Below are 17,957 nucleotides of genomic sequence, written 5' to 3'. Positions count from 1 at the left end.
GACGGATGAACTGAAATAAATACATTCGTCAGAACGAGAACCGCAAGCATCACCATCAGCAGTGCCGTCGCCAGACGTCGCATGCGGTTATGGGCAAGTAAGCGCTTCAGGGAGCCCGTGTCGCGACTCGAGGTTGACGATTCGATAGGCTGCATTCGGTGAAACTGACTGTTCAGGAATAAAAATTACTCATTTTTCAAGGCTTTTTTGAGCGAAGTGAATTGAAAGTACATGCTGCAAAACCGCGTAGTCAAGATATTTTTTCGTTTTCTGGATTTCATGATCGACGTGCTTACTCGAAAGCATGAGCTGGGACGCCGCTTGAAGAAAGAAGGAATGGGCAGTCGTACGAAAGCTCACCTCGGCTGGGAGGCTTGTGCCCCCACGAGCCCGTGCTATTGCAGCCCTGGAATGCACGATCCTCTAATGGTTCTCATTCCGCGAATGGAATGGATTCACGAATATTAAATTTTTGTGTCAACGCTTGAAAAAAAACAAAAATTATCTATAAATTTATTTTGGCTCCCGGAAGCAAGGTGAAAAATCATGGCATCCGAAAACTTCAAGAGCAACCTGATCACGGGCTTGGCGGCTGGCGTGGGGGCGACGCTGCTCGCGCCAGTGCTGCTTCCATTTCTTGCCAGTCTCGTCAGGCCTGCTACCAAGGCTGCTATCAAGGGTAGCGTCCTTCTGTATGAGAAAGGACGCGAATCATTTGCCGAATTGAGCGAAACGGTGGATGACCTCGTGGCGGAGGTCAAGTCGGAGATGGAAGCTGATGCGGAAGATGCGGCGGCGGGTGCCTTGGCAGCTCAAGCGGGTAGTGCGCAAGGGAGGGCTGCTCCGCCACATCCCCGACCGGGCTCCGTCCCCAGTCAAAGTTCGGCCGCCCCGGCCGCAAGTCCGCCACGCGAAGCCGATAAGGCACCGGAAAGTCTCCTCACGCAACCCGCTACGCAGGCCAATCAGGGTAGTCAGCGCAATGAAGGAGCGCCGGGTAGACCGCCAGCCAAGGGGGAATGATGGCGCCACTTGCGCGAGTGATCCACTCTCTGCCGGGTAGGAAGCGGATAAAGATCGACGAAAGGCGCGGCGATACTGCGTACTTTGAGACGCTGAAAAAAGAACTGGCGGAGTGTCCCGGGGTTGGAGCGGTAATGACGAATGCGCGAACGGGCACAGCGCTTGTCATTCATACAGTGGAGGATCCGGTTCTGTGGGACTATATCGCTGAACACGGGCTGCTTCAGCTCGGAAAGAATGAAACCTCAGCCCCTGCAGTGCGCCCTTCAATCGTTGATGACATCAGGAACGTCGAACATAAGCCATATCCGAAAACCGGAAAAAAATCAGATATCCGGCGACTGATATTCCTGGGAATGATGGGTATGGGTGTCGTGCAGGTAATCAGGGGTAATATAGCGATCTCGGCGATAGCGGCATTCTGGTACGCGTACTGCATTTTTCCGGGGACGAACGGCGATAACCCGGAACATTCCCTCATTGAAACCAAGTTGTCCGAAGAATCTTAGATTTTTGAAATGATTGAATGATGATTTCCGAAAATCTCGCAAAACAAAAATCTGTTGCAAAAATTCTGAGCGAGCCAAGGGGTTGCAAGGGTCCAAACCAGGGAATTCTGCACTGAAGCGGTAGAAAGCAGCAAAATGAGAGAGACATTTTCATCGTCATAGTACGGAAATCATAACTATACGAGGAGGAATCGAAATGAATACCCCTAGATCAGGCAGGCACGCAGGGGGAAAGCCGCGCCCCGAGGAAAAAAAGCGGACCGATATAGAGACGCCCGAGGAAGAAAGGTATGCTGGCGGTGAAACACGCCCGAGAGATGAAGGATATGTGGGAACGACACGTCCCTATCGCTCGGACGCTGACCGTGCGATGGGAGAGGCCGGCCACACCGTAAAAACAGGCATTGCGAGCAGCTTGAGAGGCATCGATGAAATTGAATCTGATATCGTAAGCCTGGTGCGCAATACCGTATCCAATACGTTGAGAGCAACGGGGGCAGTCGGTACGGAAGCAGTCGATATAACAAGGGATGTCGTCAAGGGTGCTCTTGCCGCCACCGAAGACGTAGGGACCGGATTAATGCTTTCCGCGAAAAGCGTTGCCAAGGGCGTGGTAATGGGCGTATCCGACGTCGGTGGCGACGCCATCACAGCGGCAACAGAAACCGTAAAAGCCGCAGTCCGTGGTGCTGCTGACGCAGGGGGTGACACATTGCTGGTTGCCAAGCGGACGGTGGACGGTGTGGCAGAGGGAACGAGGGAGACGGGGGGTAATGTCGTAGAGACGGTCAGGGCGACTGTAAACGCGGCAGCTGGAGGGGTAGGCGATATTGGCACCACCGCTGTCACGAGCGTGCGCGACATTCTTATGAGTGTTGTGGAGGGTGTAAAGGACGTGGCAGGTGCTGCAATGCTAACGTCATATCACATGGACGACCGCGTTCCGCCTGGGGAATATATTCGCCCCGAGAAAAACAACGAGCCCGTTTAACCAGTCGCTACGAAGGCTGCGGCCTGCAGGCGCCTTAGCCCTGTTCATATCCATGAGCCAACTTTTGGGCATAAGAAGCAAACGCCGCGGAACCAGCTTCACTCTCCAGTTTCCTTGTTTTGCACCGCATGCCATTCACTTTCTTACTCATAAGCAAGATCGGGAAGGCTTGGATCCGAGCCTTTGAACGCAGCTAAGGACACCTTCCTGAAAATCAACGGATGCCGTTGGTAACGCACTTCGTTCATCATGTTGTAACAAAGTCTCGCTTAAATACCTCCATGAGAAAGATAGCTTAATGGAGGTAAATCATGGCTCACTATATCCACCATGTGCCGGGCCGACTACGTGTCAATACGCCGCTCCTGAAAAAAAACGAGTCTCGTGCTCGGCAGTTGAAGTCGTACTTGGAAGGGGTAAACGGTATTCTTCAGATTGAAACCAGCATTGTCACCGGCAGTGTGGTGATCAGGTATGACAGATGTCTCGTAAGCTCCACGTTGATTCTCAATTCCCTGTATGACCTCGGATATATCCAGCATACCGACACTCTATCCGGACCCGCGCACGGAACTCCGGTAACGCCGAAGGCCGTGGATATTTTCGTGCAGAAAATCATGGAAACTGCATTGGAACGGTCGGCTGTGGCTCTGGTCGCAGCACTGATCTGAGCTGGGAGTATCGCTCGAAATGCGTTGATCCACCCGAGATCGAGCTAGCGCAGCAATGCAGCTTTGTCCGTGCTCTCCCACGGCAATCCGATATCCATTCGTCCCACCTGACCATAAACCGCAAGCTTGCGGTAAAACAAACCGCGAAATAGTTGAGGCTGATAGCGCAAATTAAAGGCGCGGATGATTCCGGCAGGTCGGAAATCAAACTGGTCGAGAATACGGGCCGTTATTTCGGTATCAGGAATGCTGCCTGTACCAAAAGTATCCACCTGTACGCTTACCGGTCTCGATATTCCTATCGAATATGCCAGATGTACCTCGCATGCCTGCGCAAGGCCGGCGGCGACTACATTCTTGGCCGCGTAGCGTGCTGCATAGGCCCCTACCCGATCGATACGAGAGGGGTCCTTACCGGAAAGCGCGGATTCCGAATGCCGGGAATATTCACCGTATGTATCCACTGCGTTCTTGCGGCCAGTCAACCCCGAGTGTAACGATGGTCCTCCGTCGGCAACCAATCCTTCCGGATTGATGAAAATATGGGTGCGGGAGTCGGGCCGCAGCGTTTCCGTCGCGAAAACCGGCTCAATCACATGCGCATTGAGATCATCGCGCAACGGGGCGAGGCCGCGCATGGCGGTCTTTTGCTGAGTGGCAACGATGGTGATGGAATGAATGCGATACGGTCTGCCTTCGCGATATTCCACCCCTACCTGCGTTTTTCCATCCGGCGCAAGATAGGGAATCTGCTTCTGAAAACGTGCGGCTGTAAGCCGACGCGCCAGTTTATGCGAAAGCGAGATGGGTAGCGGCATAAAGGCCGGGCTCTGATTGCAGGCAAAGCCGAATACATTGGCCTGATTCTTGGCAGTAACGGATTCCAGCTCTTCCTCACTCATTTCCCTCTCATCTATGAACGGATAAGACGGTGCCGGCAGTTCGGTCAGGCTCGTCATGATCGTGCAATCTCTTGCATTGAAATCCGCTTGCTCGTAGCTAAGCTGGTGTATAACCCGGCGCGCGAGCTCGGGGATGTCGATAGAAGCCGACGAAGCGAAGCGTGCTGCGATAAAAAGTATTCCTGTGGATACTGCACACTCCGCTATCACCTTCGAAAATGGGTCTTGCTGCAGAAAGCGGTCGACCACCGCATCGCTCACTTGATCGCAAAGTTTATCCGGGTGCCCATCAGTTACAGATTCGGAGGTGAACATGAAATTCTGTTTCATCATCCATACTCCCGTGGCGCTGGTGGTAGAGATAGCGGCTCTTTACGTCGCTTGCCTTCTTCGAAGGCGGCGTCTTTGGTTGCTTCATTCAGGAAAAAGGGCAGTACAGAACCTGCGCCTATCGCCGCCACATCGAGTGGGCCTATCGGGGTGTTACCAAGCAGACTGCGGACGCCTGGCACCAGCACCGTAGCCCATTGGAGCAAGGCCGTTCCACCGATCGCCAAGTCGAGATAGCGATTGGAACGGAGCGTCTCGTGGTTGAATATGCCGATATGGTCCGAACGGCAACTATATGCGTGAAGCAGCTGTCCCATCGTCAGGGTCATGAAGGCAATCGTGCTGGCCTTCTGCCCTCCGCCATAACGTGCCATGGCGTAGCCATAACTTCCCATTGACCCCGCAGCCATTGTCAGCGACTCCAGACCGTAGCGCTTGAAGTCGGCCGCACCTACAATGGGTTCCCCCGGGTCTCGCGGGGGCTGCTGCAGAACATCAGGCTCGGGGGGCTCAACAGCAAGCGCCAGCCCGGGGAAGATATCGGTTACCAGGTTGATCCACAGCAAGTGGCTGGTGGTGAGCGGAGTGCCTAGCCCTGTCCCTACAGAGCCGAGCATCAGCATGATCTCGGACAGGTTGGTGGCGGTAAGGAAATGAATCGATTTGCGAATATTGTTGTAAATCGTCCTGCCTTCCGAGACGGCCACAATCATGGTGCTGAGATTATCGTCTTCCAGTATAACGTCGGCCACGCTGCGCGCCACCTCCGTGCCGGTGCCGCCCATGGCGACGCCAATATCGGCGGTCTTGAGGGCGGGCCCGTCATTGATGCCGTCGCCCGTCATCGCGGCGACTTTGCCACCGCGCTGCAGTGCCTGCACGATTTGCAGCTTATTGGCCGGGCTGACGCGGGAGAAGATATTAACCTTTTGGGCAAGCCCAGCCAGGACCTCTGAGTCAAGTTGATCAAGCCGGGTAGAATCGAGAATGTCGAGTTCGCTGCCGCCGGATAACCCAAGTTCTTTCCCTATCGCATATGCAGTGCCGCTTTGATCACCGGTTATCATCACTGTGTCTATCCCGGCCTGATGAAACAAGGCGATAAGTTCCTTCATCCCCTGCCGCAGGGGATCTGCCATTCCCGTCATTCCTAGCCAGATGAGTTCATCCGCTGAAGATTGATCGGCTTGCTTCGGTTCGACGTAGGCAAATCCCAGCACACGCAGCGCTTCTGCGGCCATGCGATCATTTTCCATGAGTATGACTGTTCGCTCCGCCTGCGTGAGGGGCAAACGTGCGCCGTCCTTCAACCACCACCCGCACATTTCCAGCACCTCGACCGGATTACCCTTGACGGCCACGAGCTTTCCATCCCCTTGCGCGCTATGGGTCGTGCTCATGTAGTTCCGCGTTTCGGTGCGGTATTCCACTTGCTCTCTGGGATAGCGCCGGCGAAGCGCGTCAATTGAAACGCCTGCCGCTAGCGCAAGATGTATCAATGCACTTTCTGTTGCGGATCCCTTGAGCAGGTAGTTGCCTTTCTCACCGTTCAGTTCTACTTCGTTGCAAAGAACAGCCACATGGAGGAGCCGCAACAATTCATCGCTCTGATAGGGATCGATTCTTACACCCGCATCGTAAAACACATCGCTATTCACTGTAATGCGGCGTTCTCCGCTGTACAGGGCCAGGACGGACATACGGTTGAGAGTGAGCGTTCCGGTTTTGTCCAGGCAGATTACCTGTACTGCGCCCAAGGTTTCCACGGCATCGAGGCGTCGTACCAACACCTTGTGACGGTTCATTGTCCGGATACCCAGCGCAAGAGTGGTCGTTGCAACGGTGGGCAGGCCCTCCGGGACTGCAGCCACGGCAAGGGAAATGGAGGTTTTCAACATTTGCAGCCAAGCGTGACCACGGACCAGCCCGATCAGAAACATTGCTCCGCAGATGCTCAGGGACAGCAACACCATCTGATTCCCCAGGATCGTAAGCTGGCGCTGCATGGGTGTCTCCGGAGGGCGGGTTTCGCCTACAAGCGATTGAATCGTGCCGATCTCGGTATATCGTCCGGTCGAAACCACTACCGACAGGCCGCTGCCACCCGTTACCACCGTACCCATGTATACCATGTTAAGGCGGTCCGCGAGAGAGACATCCGGCTTGTCCAGTGGGCTCACTCTTTTCGACACCGGAAGGCTTTCTCCGGTAAGCATGGATTCATCCACCATCAGATTGCGCGACTCGAGCACCCTGGCATCAGCAGCTACCCGAGCTCCGGGCGTCAGCACCAGGATGTCACCTGGTACCAGGGACTTGGCCGGCACCTCCAGAAGCCGTGCATCGCGGATGACCATTGCGTTCTGCTCGGCCACATGTCCGAGCGCATTAATCGTTCGCTCCGATTGAGACTCGGCAACGTAGCCCGTGCCCGCGTTGATCAAAACTACTCCGAGGATCACCGCCGCATCAATCAGTCCTCCAGTGGCTGCAGAAAGGACAGCGGATACACCGAGTAAAGCCACAGGCAGGCTTTTAAACTGACCCAGAAAAATGCTCAGCCCGGAACGGGGCGGCGTCTCCGGTAGGCTATTGACACCGAAATGTCCAAGCTTCCGCTCCACCGAAGCTTGGCTAAGGCCGAATTCCATGGAGGTTTCAAGCGCAGCCACGACGGTATCGCCAGGCAAGGTATGCCAATTTTTCCGATCCCGTGGAAGAACTGAATTGGAATCAGAAGAAATAAGGGGAGAACCAGGACGTCCGGAGGAACGCAACGAACGGCCATCGTCTACCGGGTTCTCAGGAATGATTTCATGCCCGGCATCCAGCAGCAGTTGCTCCAACCAGGCCTTGATTTCTTCAAGGTCGCGTGCCGGATCAAAAATGATCAATACCCGACCCGTGAGAACGTTCGCGGAAGCGTATCTGATCGCATCATGCCTCGGCAGTGCAGACTGGAGCTTACGCCTGATGGGCTCAGATCGATACAAGCCCCGTACCTTAAGCCTTGCGCGGCCCTCCACAGCTGCATGAACGATGCGCACCGGTTCGGGAGGCTCGACTTCAGTCGCACCTGTCCCGAAGAAAGAAGGACGTTGCATCTGGTCGAAAAGTAGAGACATCCTCGCAGAAGTTATGTAGTTACATGACGTTTCACTGCTACGGATTATGGTATGCGACGCTCGGGACAACTATGTAACCACCGACCTTGCGGCCAAGGTGATCAGTAGTATTTCCAAAAAACCATTTCCTCGTTCCGAATCTCAAACGATTGGAGACTTCTTCTTTTTAGGTTAAAACGATGTTCTCAGCAAGCTGTGCCGGCTCTTTGATGAACTTCGCCGCCAATCAGCGCACCTTGTATTCTGAAGCAGCGGGATTACTGGCACTGATTTCTGGTTTCCGTTTCGTGGTCTTCTATCCTTATAATTCAAGATCAGGTACTGCACCTGATGCACTCGATGCATCAGGTTTCGGTTCGATCTAGTCTCATCAGTCCGCTTGAAGCATCGAGGTCACCGGGGTAACGGGAGAAAAAATGCCGAGCAATACATCTCATACGCAGCATACGCAGAAAGCGGAAATACATGATCTGGTAATTATCGGCGGCGGTATTGCCGGGCTCTATTGCTGCCACGAGCTTATCAAGAAAGTCCGGAGCGGCTCGCTCGATATCAGGAGCATTCTCCTTCTGGAAGCTTCCGACCGGTTTGGCGGGCGCATCGAAACGTGGTCCCTGCTGAGAAGCAGTGAGGAAAATGGAAAGAAGATCGGTTTTGAAGATACATGGGACCCGTGTAACTGGAACATCGATGATGGTTACCTTGCTCCCCCTGACCCGCAAACGGGTAAACAGTCTCCATTCAGAGGTCCGACAGAAAAATCATTCAGGAATGTGGATGGCAACGATGTCGAAAAGCTGACCGATATCGAATACTTTCGCGCCGAATTCGGGCCCATGAGAATCGAGCCGCGGGACCAGATTTTATTGCAGGGATTGCTCGACGATCTTGGAATCAGGGAGCCTGATCCGGGGGAGGAAGAAAGCCTGGATGACCTCGTGCCGTTCTCTTCGTACACCTCCGAAGATCCGATGGCGCCTCGATTCACTCTTCAGGAGGAGGAAGCACAGCAGAAAACTCCTTTTGACCTGATGATACTCGCTCTCAGGCGCATCTTCGAGCTCGTCCACGGTCCGAAATTCGACGGCCCGGCTTCGAATCCCTGGTGTACGGAAGCCGCCAATGAACAATGGAGAAAGCTGCACAGCTCCCAGTTCTTTTATCGCCATTACTGGAAGGGAGAGCTGCTCGAATGGATACAGTACCTTACCGATCCTGACTTCGTAACGATTCGGGAGCATGCGCGGTTCAGGGACCAGCCGTTATGGGACCTGGGATTCTGGAACGTCCTCAGCGATGTCTTGAGCCATTATGCGGTGGTCAAGATCAGGGATTGGGGAAGTTACTATCATTTTGTTCACGAAAATCTGAATGCCGCCGAGTGGATTATCTTCTGGCTCAGGGCAATTCGGAGCACGGGTTCGCTTCGAGGCATACGCGGAGGGATGAGCAGGATAATCTGGAACCTCCTGGAAGTCTTGCGGAAGCACCAGAACAGTCACGAATCTCCTCGTCTGAAAATCGCGAAAGGCGCGAGGGTGGTGAGCGTAGAAAGACGGGATAATACGCTGGTTGCCCTTACCGTGCAGAAGCAGGATGAGATCGAGCTTGTGCACGCACGAAGAGTCATTTTTGCCCTGCCGAAGCGTCCGCTCGAGGAAATGTCATGGAATGGGGAGCGTCCAAAAGGCAAGCTTCACGAAGCATTCAATGCGGTTGTTTGCCTTCCGTTGCTGAAATGTTTTTTCGTCATCGAGAAACCCTGGTGGGAAGACAACCGGTCTCTCAACCGCTATGCTTCTGACATACCAACCCGCGAGCTGCTGTATGTGAAAAGCAGGGACCGGACAAAAGGGTTGATCATGATTTATACCGACCGCCCGGCAATCACATTCTGGTCCGATTACCTCAGAAGCGAATCCGGCAATAATTCCAAAGGTCCCGAGCAACCGGAGGGGGCACAGGTCGACTATCAGGATGCCGCCAGGATCTGGTTCCTGGAGAAAAAACCTTCCCCGACGTGCGGTTCGATTATCGAAATCAAGCCCGGATCGGCTCGCCTATGGCAGCGTTTCGTGCAGTTTGCCAGGGATTATGAGCATCATGACTTTACCACAGGCCGCCTTCTCGCCTGCGGGATGCGCGACTGGGGAAAGGAGCCTTTCGGTGCCGCGGCGCATGGGTGGCGTCCGGGTGTAAAGTCCCGGGAGCATATCGAGTTTCTCGAGGCATTTTCTCTCGAACAAGAGGAGCAGGAAACCGGGCAAAACAACCTGCACGTTTGCGGAGAAGCGTTTTCTGACTACCAGGGATTTATTGAAGGCTCGCTGCGATCAGCGCAGCGCGTTCTGGCTGTGATAGAGGAACAGCAGAAGCCGGGAAAAAACTGAGTTTTATTCGGTCTTTTGTTTCCGAAGAAAAGACAGCACGGCAGACTCGATCGGATCATGCGCGGGATGCGCTGCCTCATCCAGTTCCTGCATGCAGCGATGAAGATCGCCTTTCTGCCAGGCAGAAAACACTACCGGATTGATGTAGGATTTCCGGCAGACGGCAGGGGTATTGCGCAGATCTTCCGCGACTTGCCGTATCGCCGCGACGATGCTGGCCTTGAGTGCGCGCTTGGTCGGGAATTCAGGCAATGGCGTATTGAGCATGATTTCGAACGCCCGCAAGGTTCCGCTCCATGTTCGGAAATCCTTCGCGGTAAACTCGGCTTCCATGACTTCGTGGAGGTAGGCGTTTACCTGCTCCGCTTCGACCGACCGCCGCTTGCCACTCTCATCCAGATACTGGAAAAGACGCTGGCCCCTCAGCTCCTGGCAAGTCCGGATAATGCTGACGATGCGCCTGTCACCGATCGTGACTTCGTGCTCGACCCCGCTCTTGCCCCGGAATTTCAGTAATGCGCGTTTGGGGTTGATGAAGGCAAGATGCCGCTTGCGCAGGGTTGTAAGTCCAAAACTGTGGTTATCGCGGGCGTAAGACAGGTTACCGATGCGCACCTGAGTCGTATCAAGCAGTTTCACTATTGCAGCAACAACCTTTTTTTGCGGCAAACCTCGTTTTTTCAGATCAAGGTGTACACGCTCGCGCAGTTGAGGTAAGGCTTCGCCGAATTCCACCATCCGGTCAAATTTGATGCTGTCTCGCACCGCGCGCCAATCGGAATGGTAGCGGTACTGCTTGCGGCTGCGCACATCCAGTCCGGTGGCCTGCAAGTGGCCTAGGGGATGAGGACAAATCCAGACGTCGGTATAAGCGGGAGGAATGGCGAGCCGGGCAATGCGCTCAAGCTCGTCCTTATCACTCAAGGGTTTTTCATCCGGACCGACATAACGAAATCCGTCGCCGGAAGCTAGCCTTCTGATCCCGGGCTCATTGCCGGAGACATAGATCAATCCCGCGGCCGCCGCTTGCGCCGCCAGAATTTCCACTGCCTGCGGTCGCAACTCCTCCTTATCCGGAAAGAATGACATATAGTTACTCCTATCGCAGGCTGGTTGTAACAAAGTCAGTATGTCAAGCAGTTTGGAAAACGAAAAACAGGGGATTCGAAGGCCAGGCGTCAGGATACTGCCAAGCAGCAGATCAGGCACGCTTCTATCGACAGCAATGATAGCCCTCCGGTTCCATCCTTTTAGAATGGATAAAAACCCGGAAGAAAACTTTATCTGTCTCGACTGGTTTTCTTCATTTATGGAGATACGTAAGCGAGGCATCACCTCGGTGATTGCTCAAAGCGTTCGCACATTCCTTATTTGACAGGTTTGGAATTTCAAGGGGGCGATAGGGGTTAGTGCGTTGCGAATCTCAAACGGTTACCGTCCGGATCTGTTACCACCATTTCTCGAGTTCCCCATGGGGTGTCTTGGGGTGCTTCAATAGTGGTAATGCCTTGACCTGTAAATTCGCCATAGCAGTTGTCAACATTGGGAACTATGAAGTAGATCGCGCCGCCCACCTGACAGTCTCCAGTATGCTCCGTCAGAAAAATAACCTGATCTTTCCGGGTCAATTGTATAAATAAAGGAAAGCCTGGCTGGAACTGATGCTTCCAATCAACGCTGAAGCCCAAGCCGGCAGGCTAACAGTGGCGCTGATTATCCGCAGTTGCGGTATAACTGTCTGGTTCAATATAAATTCCTTTGTTGTTTCTGGCACATACTTGAATCACGTTATTGCTTCCCACTCTCTCATGTCGCGTCAGAGGCTCCATAACAGTGGCGAGAAAGACCGGCGGATAGAAGTGGTTCCCCTAAGATAACCTGAGAGTATTCTTGAAATACCTGCTAGATGTTTATTTAAAAGATACCGTCCAGATGGTATCATTTTAAGATGACGAATGCTAACCAACGCAAGAAACAGCCCGCTCTCGTTCGTCGTAGGTTATTGGATAACGGTGCCCGTCTCTGTGTGGAGCAAGGTGTGGCGGGTTTGACACTACAAGCTGTGGCTGATGCGGCAGACGTGACCAAGGGAGGATTGCTGCATCATTTTTCAACCAAACAGGCGCTTATCGAGGAAATCTTCAACGAGCGCCTGCAAGCCTTCGATACGAGCATCAAGCAGGCAATGAAGCTCGACCCTGAACCATCCGGCTGCTTTACCCGCGCTTATATCACAGCGACGCTGGAGCTGATTGAGAAGGATGATTTCATTCAATGGGCGGCCCTCATGATGGCGATGCTGACCGAGGCCGGCTTGAAGAAACGGTGGACGCAGTGGCTGGAACAGCGCCTGGAACACCACCAGGATACTGATTCTGGTCCTGAAATGCAGCTGGCCCGTTATGCCGTTGATGGACTTTGGTTGGCTGGCCTGCTCGATGAGGAGGAACGAGCGGCGACCAAACGCGAAGCGCTGCATCTGCATTCCCAATTGATCAAGATGACAAGAAAACCATAAATCAGTCATTGCAATTTTAGGCCTCGGATCTGTCATTATTCCGGACCCCGGTAAAGCCGTTTCTTCAGTATGCAAGCCAAACCCGTCAAGTTGTTTGAAGCAGATACTGTCAGACGTACGTGCTAAAAGCCGTCGAAGAAGGCGGAATCAACTTTCTTTTCCCCGGAGACATGCGTTTCAGAAACCTTATTACGACCATTTTCATTGCTCTCTCGACAATCTTCCTTGTCGCATGCAGCAATACGGAATCCAGCGCTTCGGTCGAGCCGCCTCCACCCGATGTTACGGTTGCGGATGTGCTGTCGCGCTCCGTGCAAGCATGGGACGAATTCAATGGGCGTGTCCGTGCGGTCCCGACTGTAGAGTTGCGTCCTCGCGTCAGTGGCTACATCGATCGGGTTGCCTATAAGGAGGGTAGCGAGGTCAAACCTGGCGACCTTCTCTTTGTCATCGATCCCCGTCCGTACCGCAATGCACTCCATAGCGCACAGGCGCAGCTCGAACATGCGCGGGCGGCTGCAAATCTCGCACAAAGCAAGATTGAGCACGCGCAGGCACTGTTCGTAGCACAGGCCATGTCGCGCGAAGAATTCAACGGCAGGCAAACGGAGTTGAACCAAGCGATCGCCGAGGTGCGTGCAGCGGAAGCCGCTGTAGCCACAGCCAAACTCAACCTCAATTTTACCGAGGTTCGAGCACCGATCGCAGGCCGCGTGGGCCGAGCATACCTGACTGCCGGAAATCTTGCCCAGGCCGACCAGTCAACACTGACAACCCTGGTCTCGCAGGATCCAATGTACGTGTACTTCGACTGCGATGAGCATAGCTTCCTGCGCTACAAGGAATTCGCTCGCAAGAACGATCGCGAGAGCAATGTTTATCAGGTTCGCATCCGTCTGGCCAATGAGGAAGGCTTTTCGCATCACGGGACTGTAGATTTCTTCGACAATCAACTCAATCCTGCAACAGGGACAATTCGTGTCCGCGCCGTCGTTGCGAACGCCGACCGAGCGTTGACACCCGGCCTTCACGCTCGGGTGCAGCTGCAAGGCAGCGATGAGCTGCACGCACTCCTGATCGACGATAAAGCCATTCTGACCGACCAGGACCGCAAATATGTCTATGTATTGGGGGAGGGCAACAAGGCGCTCCGCAAGAACATTACATTGGGTCGGCAGGTCGATGGCCTCCGCATCGTGCAGTCTGGCCTCGACACGACGGACAAGATCATCGTCGTCGGCGCGCAGAAGATCTTTCACGACGGGATGACGGTAAATCCCCAGCACGCCGCTATGGAAACGAAAGCGGCTATTCCCCCCTCTACGCCGGTGAAAGCAGCAGAATAAGAGACGGCCATGGACTTTTCCAAGTTCTTCATCGACCGTCCCATATTTGCCATCGTTCTTTCGATCGTTATTTTCGCGGCGGGACTCATCGCCATCCCGCTCCTGCCTGCAGGCGAGTATCCGGAAGTGGTGCCTCCAAGCGTGGTTGTGCGTGCAATGTACCATGGCGCCAATCCCAAAGAGATCGCGGATTCAATCGCCGTTCCGCTGGAAGAAGCGATCAACAGCGTCGAAGGCATCATGTATATGAAGTCCGTTGCGGGCTCCGATGGAAGCCTGCAAGTGACGATCACCTTCACCCCCGGCATCGATCCCGATACCGCCGCCGTCCGCGTACAGAACCGCGTCGCCCAAGCCCTGTCCCGCCTGCCCAACGATGTACGCCAGTACGGCGTAACCACGCAGAAGCAATCGCCGACTCCGCTCATGTACGTGAATCTTTCTTCACCCGACGGTCGATACGACGCGGTCTATCTGCGCAACTATATGACGCTCAATATCAAGGACCCGCTTTCACGCCTGAAGGGTGTTGGCAACGTCGGATTGTACGGGGAAGGCGATTATGCGATGCGCCTGTGGCTCAACCCGAACAAGCTCGCCGCCCGGGGCTTGACAGCCAGCGACGTGGTGGATGCCGTCCGCGAGCAGAACGTTCAGGTATCCGCGGGTCAACTGGGCGCCGAGCCATCACCCAGAAGCGCGGATTTTCTCGTTCCGATCAATGTGCGTGGACGGCTTCGCAGCGAGCAGGAATTCGGCGACATCGTCCTGAAAAGTGCCGATGATGGCCAATTGGTTCGCTTATCGGATGTTGGGCGCGTCGAACTCGGCTCCAGCGATTACACGCTCCATGCCATGATCGATAACAGGGGCAGCACTAGCGCCGGAATTTTTCTTACTCCCAGCGCGAACTCTCTGGAGGTGGCCAGGACGGTCTATGCCAAGTTTGAAGAACTTGCAGCAAGCTTCCCCCCGGGTATCGAGTATCGAGTGGTGTGGGACCCCAATGTTTTTGTCCGGGATTCCATTCGGGCCGTAGGTCAAACACTGATCGAAGCGGTCTTCCTGGTCGTGCTGGTGGTCATTCTCTTTCTGCAGACTTGGCGCGCATCGATCATCCCCCTGATCGCGGTGCCGGTCTCGATTATCGGCACGTTTGCCTGGCTCTACCTTCTCGGATATTCCATCAATACGCTGACATTGTTCGGACTGGTCCTGGCAGTAGGTATTGTCGTCGACGATGCGATCGTCGTAGTGGAGAACGTTGAGCGCAATATCGAGGAAGGTCTGAGTCCTCTCGCGGCAGCACACCAGGCCATGAAGGAAGTCTCCGGTCCGATCATCGCCATTGCGCTGGTGCTATGCGCCGTGTTCGTGCCCATGGCATTCCTGAGCGGTGTCACGGGGGAGTTCTACAAGCAGTTTGCCGTCACCATCGCCATATCCACCGTCATTTCCGCGATCAATTCGCTCACACTGTCGCCGGCACTGGCGGCAAAACTGCTCAGAGGACATGATGCTCCGAAGGATGCGCCTACCTGGGTGCTCGAGCGCAGCCTGGGATGGCTGTTCCATCCGTTCAATCGGCTGTTTCTTCGCAGCTCCGACAAATACCACGGCACGGTAGCCCGAACACTGGGCCGGCGCGGCATCGTGTTTACCCTCTATGTAGGGCTATTGCTCGCAACAGTCATGCTATTCCATATCGTGCCGACCGGCTTTATTCCAAATCAGGACAAGCTCTATCTCTTCGCCGGTGCCAAATTGCCGGAGGGCGCTTCGCTTGCCCGTACTGACGCCGTCACACGTCAATTAAACGACCTTGCCAGCAGTATCGAAGGCGTGGAAATGACCGAAAGCTATGTTGGCATGAATGCGTTGCAGTCAGTCAACACGCCCAGTCAGGCTGCTTCCTACGTCATCCTCAAGCCTTTCGATCAACGCCAGCGTTCCGCGGAATCCATCACCGCTGAACTGAATGCCAGGCTTGCCGACATCAAGGACGGGCAAGCCTATGCATTACTGCCTCCGCCTATTCAAGGACTGGGCAATGGGTCGGGCTATTCGCTCTATTTGGTCGATCGCGGTGGTCTGGGATATGGGGCGTTGCAAAGCGCAACCACAAAATTCCAGAACGCAATCGCGCAGACGCCAGGCATGACTTTTCCTGTCAGCTCATACCAGGCTAACGTCCCGCAACTCGAGGTCAAGGTGGATCGGGTCAAAGCCAAGGCCCAGGGAGTAAATTTGACGGACCTCTTCAATACGTTGCAGGTCTACCTTGGATCCTTCTACATCAACGATTTCAATCTATATGGTCGCGTCTATCGGGTGATGGCGCAGGCGGACGCGGCTTTCCGCCAGAATGCTGAAGACATCAACAATCTTTATACACGCAATAGTCGAGGAGAAATGGTTCCGCTCGGGTCGATGGTAACGATTCAACATGCCTTTGGTCCGGATCCTGTCATCCGCTACAACGGTTATCCCGCCGCTGACCTTATCGGTGATGCCGATCCCCGCGTACTTTCCTCGGGACAAGTCATCGCCAAGCTATCGGAAATTGCTGCAGAGGTGCTGCCCCGCGGCATTACCCTGGAATGGACTGACCTGAGCTATCAGCAGGTCACCCAGGGCAACGCGGCAGTCATCGTCTTCCCACTATCGATCATGCTGGCCTTTCTGGTGCTGGCCGCCCTCTATGAGAGCTGGACATTACCCTTGGCGGTCATCCTGATCGTGCCGGTATGCATGTGCGCCGCGCTTTTCGGCATTTGGCTCACAGGCGGGGACAACAATATATTTGTGCAGGTGGGACTTGTCGTACTGATGGGTCTGGCATGCAAGAATGCCATCCTGATCGTTGAGTTCGCACGAGAACTGGAGATTCAGGGCAAGGATACCATCGAAGCCGCACTGGAAGCCTGCCGCCTTCGACTTCGGCCGATTGTGATGACTTCGATCGCCTTCATCGCTGGATCTGTTCCCTTAGTGCTCAGTCACGGTGCGGGTAGCGAGGTGCGCTACGCAACGGGTATAACTGTCTTTGCCGGGATGCTCGGTGTGACTCTATTTGGATTGTTCCTTACCCCTGTCTTCTACGTAGCTTTGCGCAAGCTGGCTCGCCCCAAGCTGTAGGGTGAATTGGCCTCGAATCAACATTCGAACTTTTGCTCGTCAAGAAACGAAAGATATTGGTATGGGGACAGGATTTGGCCGCGCTTCCCCCTGACCGTGCCCACTCACACCGTACACCGCTGCGGAGTTCATCGGTAAAGATAATGAGGTTGCTCAGGGGGTTGCAACTAACCGCTATATGAACGTTGATAAATAAGCTGTAAGCTGCCTTAGTTATGCAGTTGCGTACGTCTGTTTATGCCGGCGAGTCATAAAAATACCTAACATGCCAACCATGACAAGCGCAAGAACTGTAGGCTCCGGGACTGTATTATTCGGCAGCTCCGTCGCTGGCAGCGACGGGTCAAAATATGTCTGACTCGTCAGCCCCTGATTACCCACGTTCAGGTACCCCGACGCAACAAGCTGCGAAGAGGAATTGCTTTTTAACCAATTCATGGTCCAGTTCGCACCCTGCATGTTGATTTCGTAGGTTTTTCCATCGACCACAAAATCTTTCACGAAGAAAAACCCATTGAATACACCATTATTGAATTGTATGGATGGGCCACCCAGCACATCCCCATCTCCGAACTCGAAACCCAACGGTCGACTTCCAAAGTCTATGTCGAAAATGGTGCTGTTTGAGGCACCGGTAACTGCTGCGAGCGCAATGTTCACAGTACCGGTACCGCTCCCGGGGATGAGGGTTTGATCGAATAATACATTTCCGCTAACGCTGCCGGCAGCGCAACCGCTGCATGTACTGGTCTGCTGCAAGCCCAGGCTATTAGCCAACCCGTCAGTGGTGAGAATTCCACCAGAGAAATTGGCGGTCATATAAATAGGTGTTGCCTGAACAGCCGATATTGCAGAGAGCAATACTCCGGATGCAATTGCGTCGCGAAAAAATCTATTCACATTACCCCCCATGGATAGTGAAAAAATAGAAACTGATGCCATCTTATCTACATCACATCGGATTCCTATTGAACTTAAGTACATCCTGTACTTTGGTACAAGGCGATGGGAGTG

The 17,957-nt window shown here is 54.1% G+C and carries 14 protein-coding genes; 9 read left to right on the top strand and 5 right to left on the bottom strand.

What is annotated here, in order from left to right; all coding sequences use genetic code 11:
* The first annotated feature begins 546 nt into the window (after positions 1–546).
* The 4 genes from BMY01_RS16220 (at position 547) to BMY01_RS16205 (ending at position 3,194) form a co-directional block, all read left to right on the top strand.
* Positions 547–1,023 (top strand): DUF5132 domain-containing protein, encoded by a 477-nt coding sequence (locus BMY01_RS16220; RefSeq protein ID WP_074749149.1) that lies wholly within the window; start codon positions 547–549, stop codon positions 1,021–1,023.
* A complete protein-coding gene (locus BMY01_RS16215) occupies positions 1,020–1,532 on the top strand; it encodes an HMA2 domain-containing protein (protein ID WP_139176968.1) in 513 nt (170 codons plus the stop codon). The genes BMY01_RS16220 and BMY01_RS16215 overlap by 4 nt, the downstream gene beginning before the upstream one ends.
* 196 nt (positions 1,533–1,728) lie before the next feature.
* Positions 1,729–2,523 (top strand): hypothetical protein, encoded by a 795-nt coding sequence (locus BMY01_RS16210; RefSeq protein WP_074749147.1) that lies wholly within the window; start codon positions 1,729–1,731, stop codon positions 2,521–2,523.
* A 311-nt stretch (positions 2,524–2,834) separates the two neighbouring features.
* Entirely contained in the window at positions 2,835–3,194 is a 360-nt protein-coding gene (locus BMY01_RS16205; RefSeq protein ID WP_074749146.1) for an HMA2 domain-containing protein, read from the top strand.
* A 44-nt stretch (positions 3,195–3,238) separates the two neighbouring features.
* On the opposite strand, the gene metK is transcribed toward BMY01_RS16205, so the two are convergent.
* Together metK and BMY01_RS16195 are read right to left on the bottom strand one after the other, a co-directional pair.
* Positions 3,239–4,429, bottom strand: a complete 1,191-nt coding sequence (gene metK / locus BMY01_RS16200; protein ID WP_217638691.1) for a methionine adenosyltransferase — start codon at positions 4,427–4,429, stop codon at positions 3,239–3,241.
* Entirely contained in the window at positions 4,426–7,551 is a 3,126-nt protein-coding gene (locus BMY01_RS16195; RefSeq protein WP_139176967.1) for a cation-translocating P-type ATPase, read from the bottom strand. Before BMY01_RS16195 ends, metK begins: the two co-directional genes overlap by 4 nt.
* A 179-nt stretch (positions 7,552–7,730) precedes the next feature.
* Here BMY01_RS16195 and BMY01_RS16190 point away from each other — a divergent pair, with 179 nt between their 5' ends.
* Positions 7,731–7,916: a hypothetical protein gene (locus BMY01_RS16190; RefSeq protein WP_074749145.1), complete on the top strand. Its 186-nt coding sequence runs from the start codon at positions 7,731–7,733 to the stop codon at positions 7,914–7,916.
* 51 nt (positions 7,917–7,967) lie between these two features.
* Positions 7,968–9,941 (top strand): FAD-dependent oxidoreductase, encoded by a 1,974-nt coding sequence (locus tag BMY01_RS16185; RefSeq protein ID WP_074749144.1) that lies wholly within the window; start codon positions 7,968–7,970, stop codon positions 9,939–9,941.
* Positions 9,942–9,944: 3 nt separating this feature from the next.
* On the opposite strand, the gene BMY01_RS16180 is transcribed toward BMY01_RS16185, so the two are convergent.
* Both BMY01_RS16180 and BMY01_RS18490 read right to left on the bottom strand, forming a co-directional pair.
* Positions 9,945–11,030, bottom strand: coding sequence for a DNA topoisomerase IB (locus BMY01_RS16180; protein WP_074749143.1), 1,086 nt, complete (start codon positions 11,028–11,030; stop codon positions 9,945–9,947).
* Positions 11,031–11,347: 317 nt separating this feature from the next.
* Positions 11,348–11,569: a glyoxalase superfamily protein gene (locus BMY01_RS18490; RefSeq protein ID WP_254772796.1), complete on the bottom strand. Its 222-nt coding sequence runs from the start codon at positions 11,567–11,569 to the stop codon at positions 11,348–11,350.
* Positions 11,570–11,889: 320 nt separating this feature from the next.
* Here BMY01_RS18490 and BMY01_RS16170 point away from each other — a divergent pair, with 320 nt between their 5' ends.
* From BMY01_RS16170 to BMY01_RS16160, 3 genes are all read left to right on the top strand, one after another.
* Positions 11,890–12,459 carry a TetR/AcrR family transcriptional regulator gene (locus BMY01_RS16170; protein ID WP_074749142.1) on the top strand — a complete coding sequence of 190 codons (570 nt, stop codon included), beginning with the start codon at positions 11,890–11,892 and terminating at the stop codon, positions 12,457–12,459.
* Positions 12,460–12,629: 170 nt separating this feature from the next.
* Positions 12,630–13,805 (top strand): efflux RND transporter periplasmic adaptor subunit, encoded by a 1,176-nt coding sequence (locus tag BMY01_RS16165; RefSeq protein ID WP_074749157.1) that lies wholly within the window; start codon positions 12,630–12,632, stop codon positions 13,803–13,805.
* 9 nt (positions 13,806–13,814) lie between these two features.
* A complete protein-coding gene (locus tag BMY01_RS16160) occupies positions 13,815–16,943 on the top strand; it encodes an efflux RND transporter permease subunit (protein WP_074749141.1) in 3,129 nt (1,042 codons plus the stop codon).
* Positions 16,944–17,156: 213 nt separating this feature from the next.
* On the opposite strand, the gene BMY01_RS16155 is transcribed toward BMY01_RS16160, so the two are convergent.
* Entirely contained in the window at positions 17,157–17,843 is a 687-nt protein-coding gene (locus BMY01_RS16155; RefSeq protein WP_074749156.1) for a PEP-CTERM sorting domain-containing protein, read from the bottom strand.
* Positions 17,844–17,957 lie beyond the last annotated feature (114 nt).

It is taken from the genome of Nitrosospira multiformis (assembly GCF_900110185.1).
Lineage (GTDB): Bacteria > Pseudomonadota > Gammaproteobacteria > Burkholderiales > Nitrosomonadaceae > Nitrosospira > Nitrosospira multiformis_A.
Note: the sequence above shows the minus strand (reverse complement) of the source record. Positions and strands in the feature narration are given on the sequence as shown.

Coding starts and splice junctions, on each gene's coding strand:
- BMY01_RS16195 (WP_139176967.1), bottom strand. CDS start 7,551: ATGTCTCTACTTTTCGACCAGATGCAACGTCCTTCTTTCTTCGGGACA.
- BMY01_RS16210 (WP_074749147.1), top strand. CDS start 1,729: ATGAATACCCCTAGATCAGGCAGGCACGCAGGGGGAAAGCCGCGCCCC.
- metK (WP_217638691.1), bottom strand. CDS start 4,429: ATGATGAAACAGAATTTCATGTTCACCTCCGAATCTGTAACTGATGGG.
- BMY01_RS16190 (WP_074749145.1), top strand. CDS start 7,731: ATGTTCTCAGCAAGCTGTGCCGGCTCTTTGATGAACTTCGCCGCCAAT.
- BMY01_RS16215 (WP_139176968.1), top strand. CDS start 1,020: ATGATGGCGCCACTTGCGCGAGTGATCCACTCTCTGCCGGGTAGGAAG.
- BMY01_RS16220 (WP_074749149.1), top strand. CDS start 547: ATGGCATCCGAAAACTTCAAGAGCAACCTGATCACGGGCTTGGCGGCT.
- BMY01_RS16160 (WP_074749141.1), top strand. CDS start 13,815: ATGGACTTTTCCAAGTTCTTCATCGACCGTCCCATATTTGCCATCGTT.
- BMY01_RS16165 (WP_074749157.1), top strand. CDS start 12,630: ATGCGTTTCAGAAACCTTATTACGACCATTTTCATTGCTCTCTCGACA.
- BMY01_RS16205 (WP_074749146.1), top strand. CDS start 2,835: ATGGCTCACTATATCCACCATGTGCCGGGCCGACTACGTGTCAATACG.
- BMY01_RS16170 (WP_074749142.1), top strand. CDS start 11,890: ATGACGAATGCTAACCAACGCAAGAAACAGCCCGCTCTCGTTCGTCGT.
- BMY01_RS16180 (WP_074749143.1), bottom strand. CDS start 11,030: ATGTCATTCTTTCCGGATAAGGAGGAGTTGCGACCGCAGGCAGTGGAA.
- BMY01_RS16185 (WP_074749144.1), top strand. CDS start 7,968: ATGCCGAGCAATACATCTCATACGCAGCATACGCAGAAAGCGGAAATA.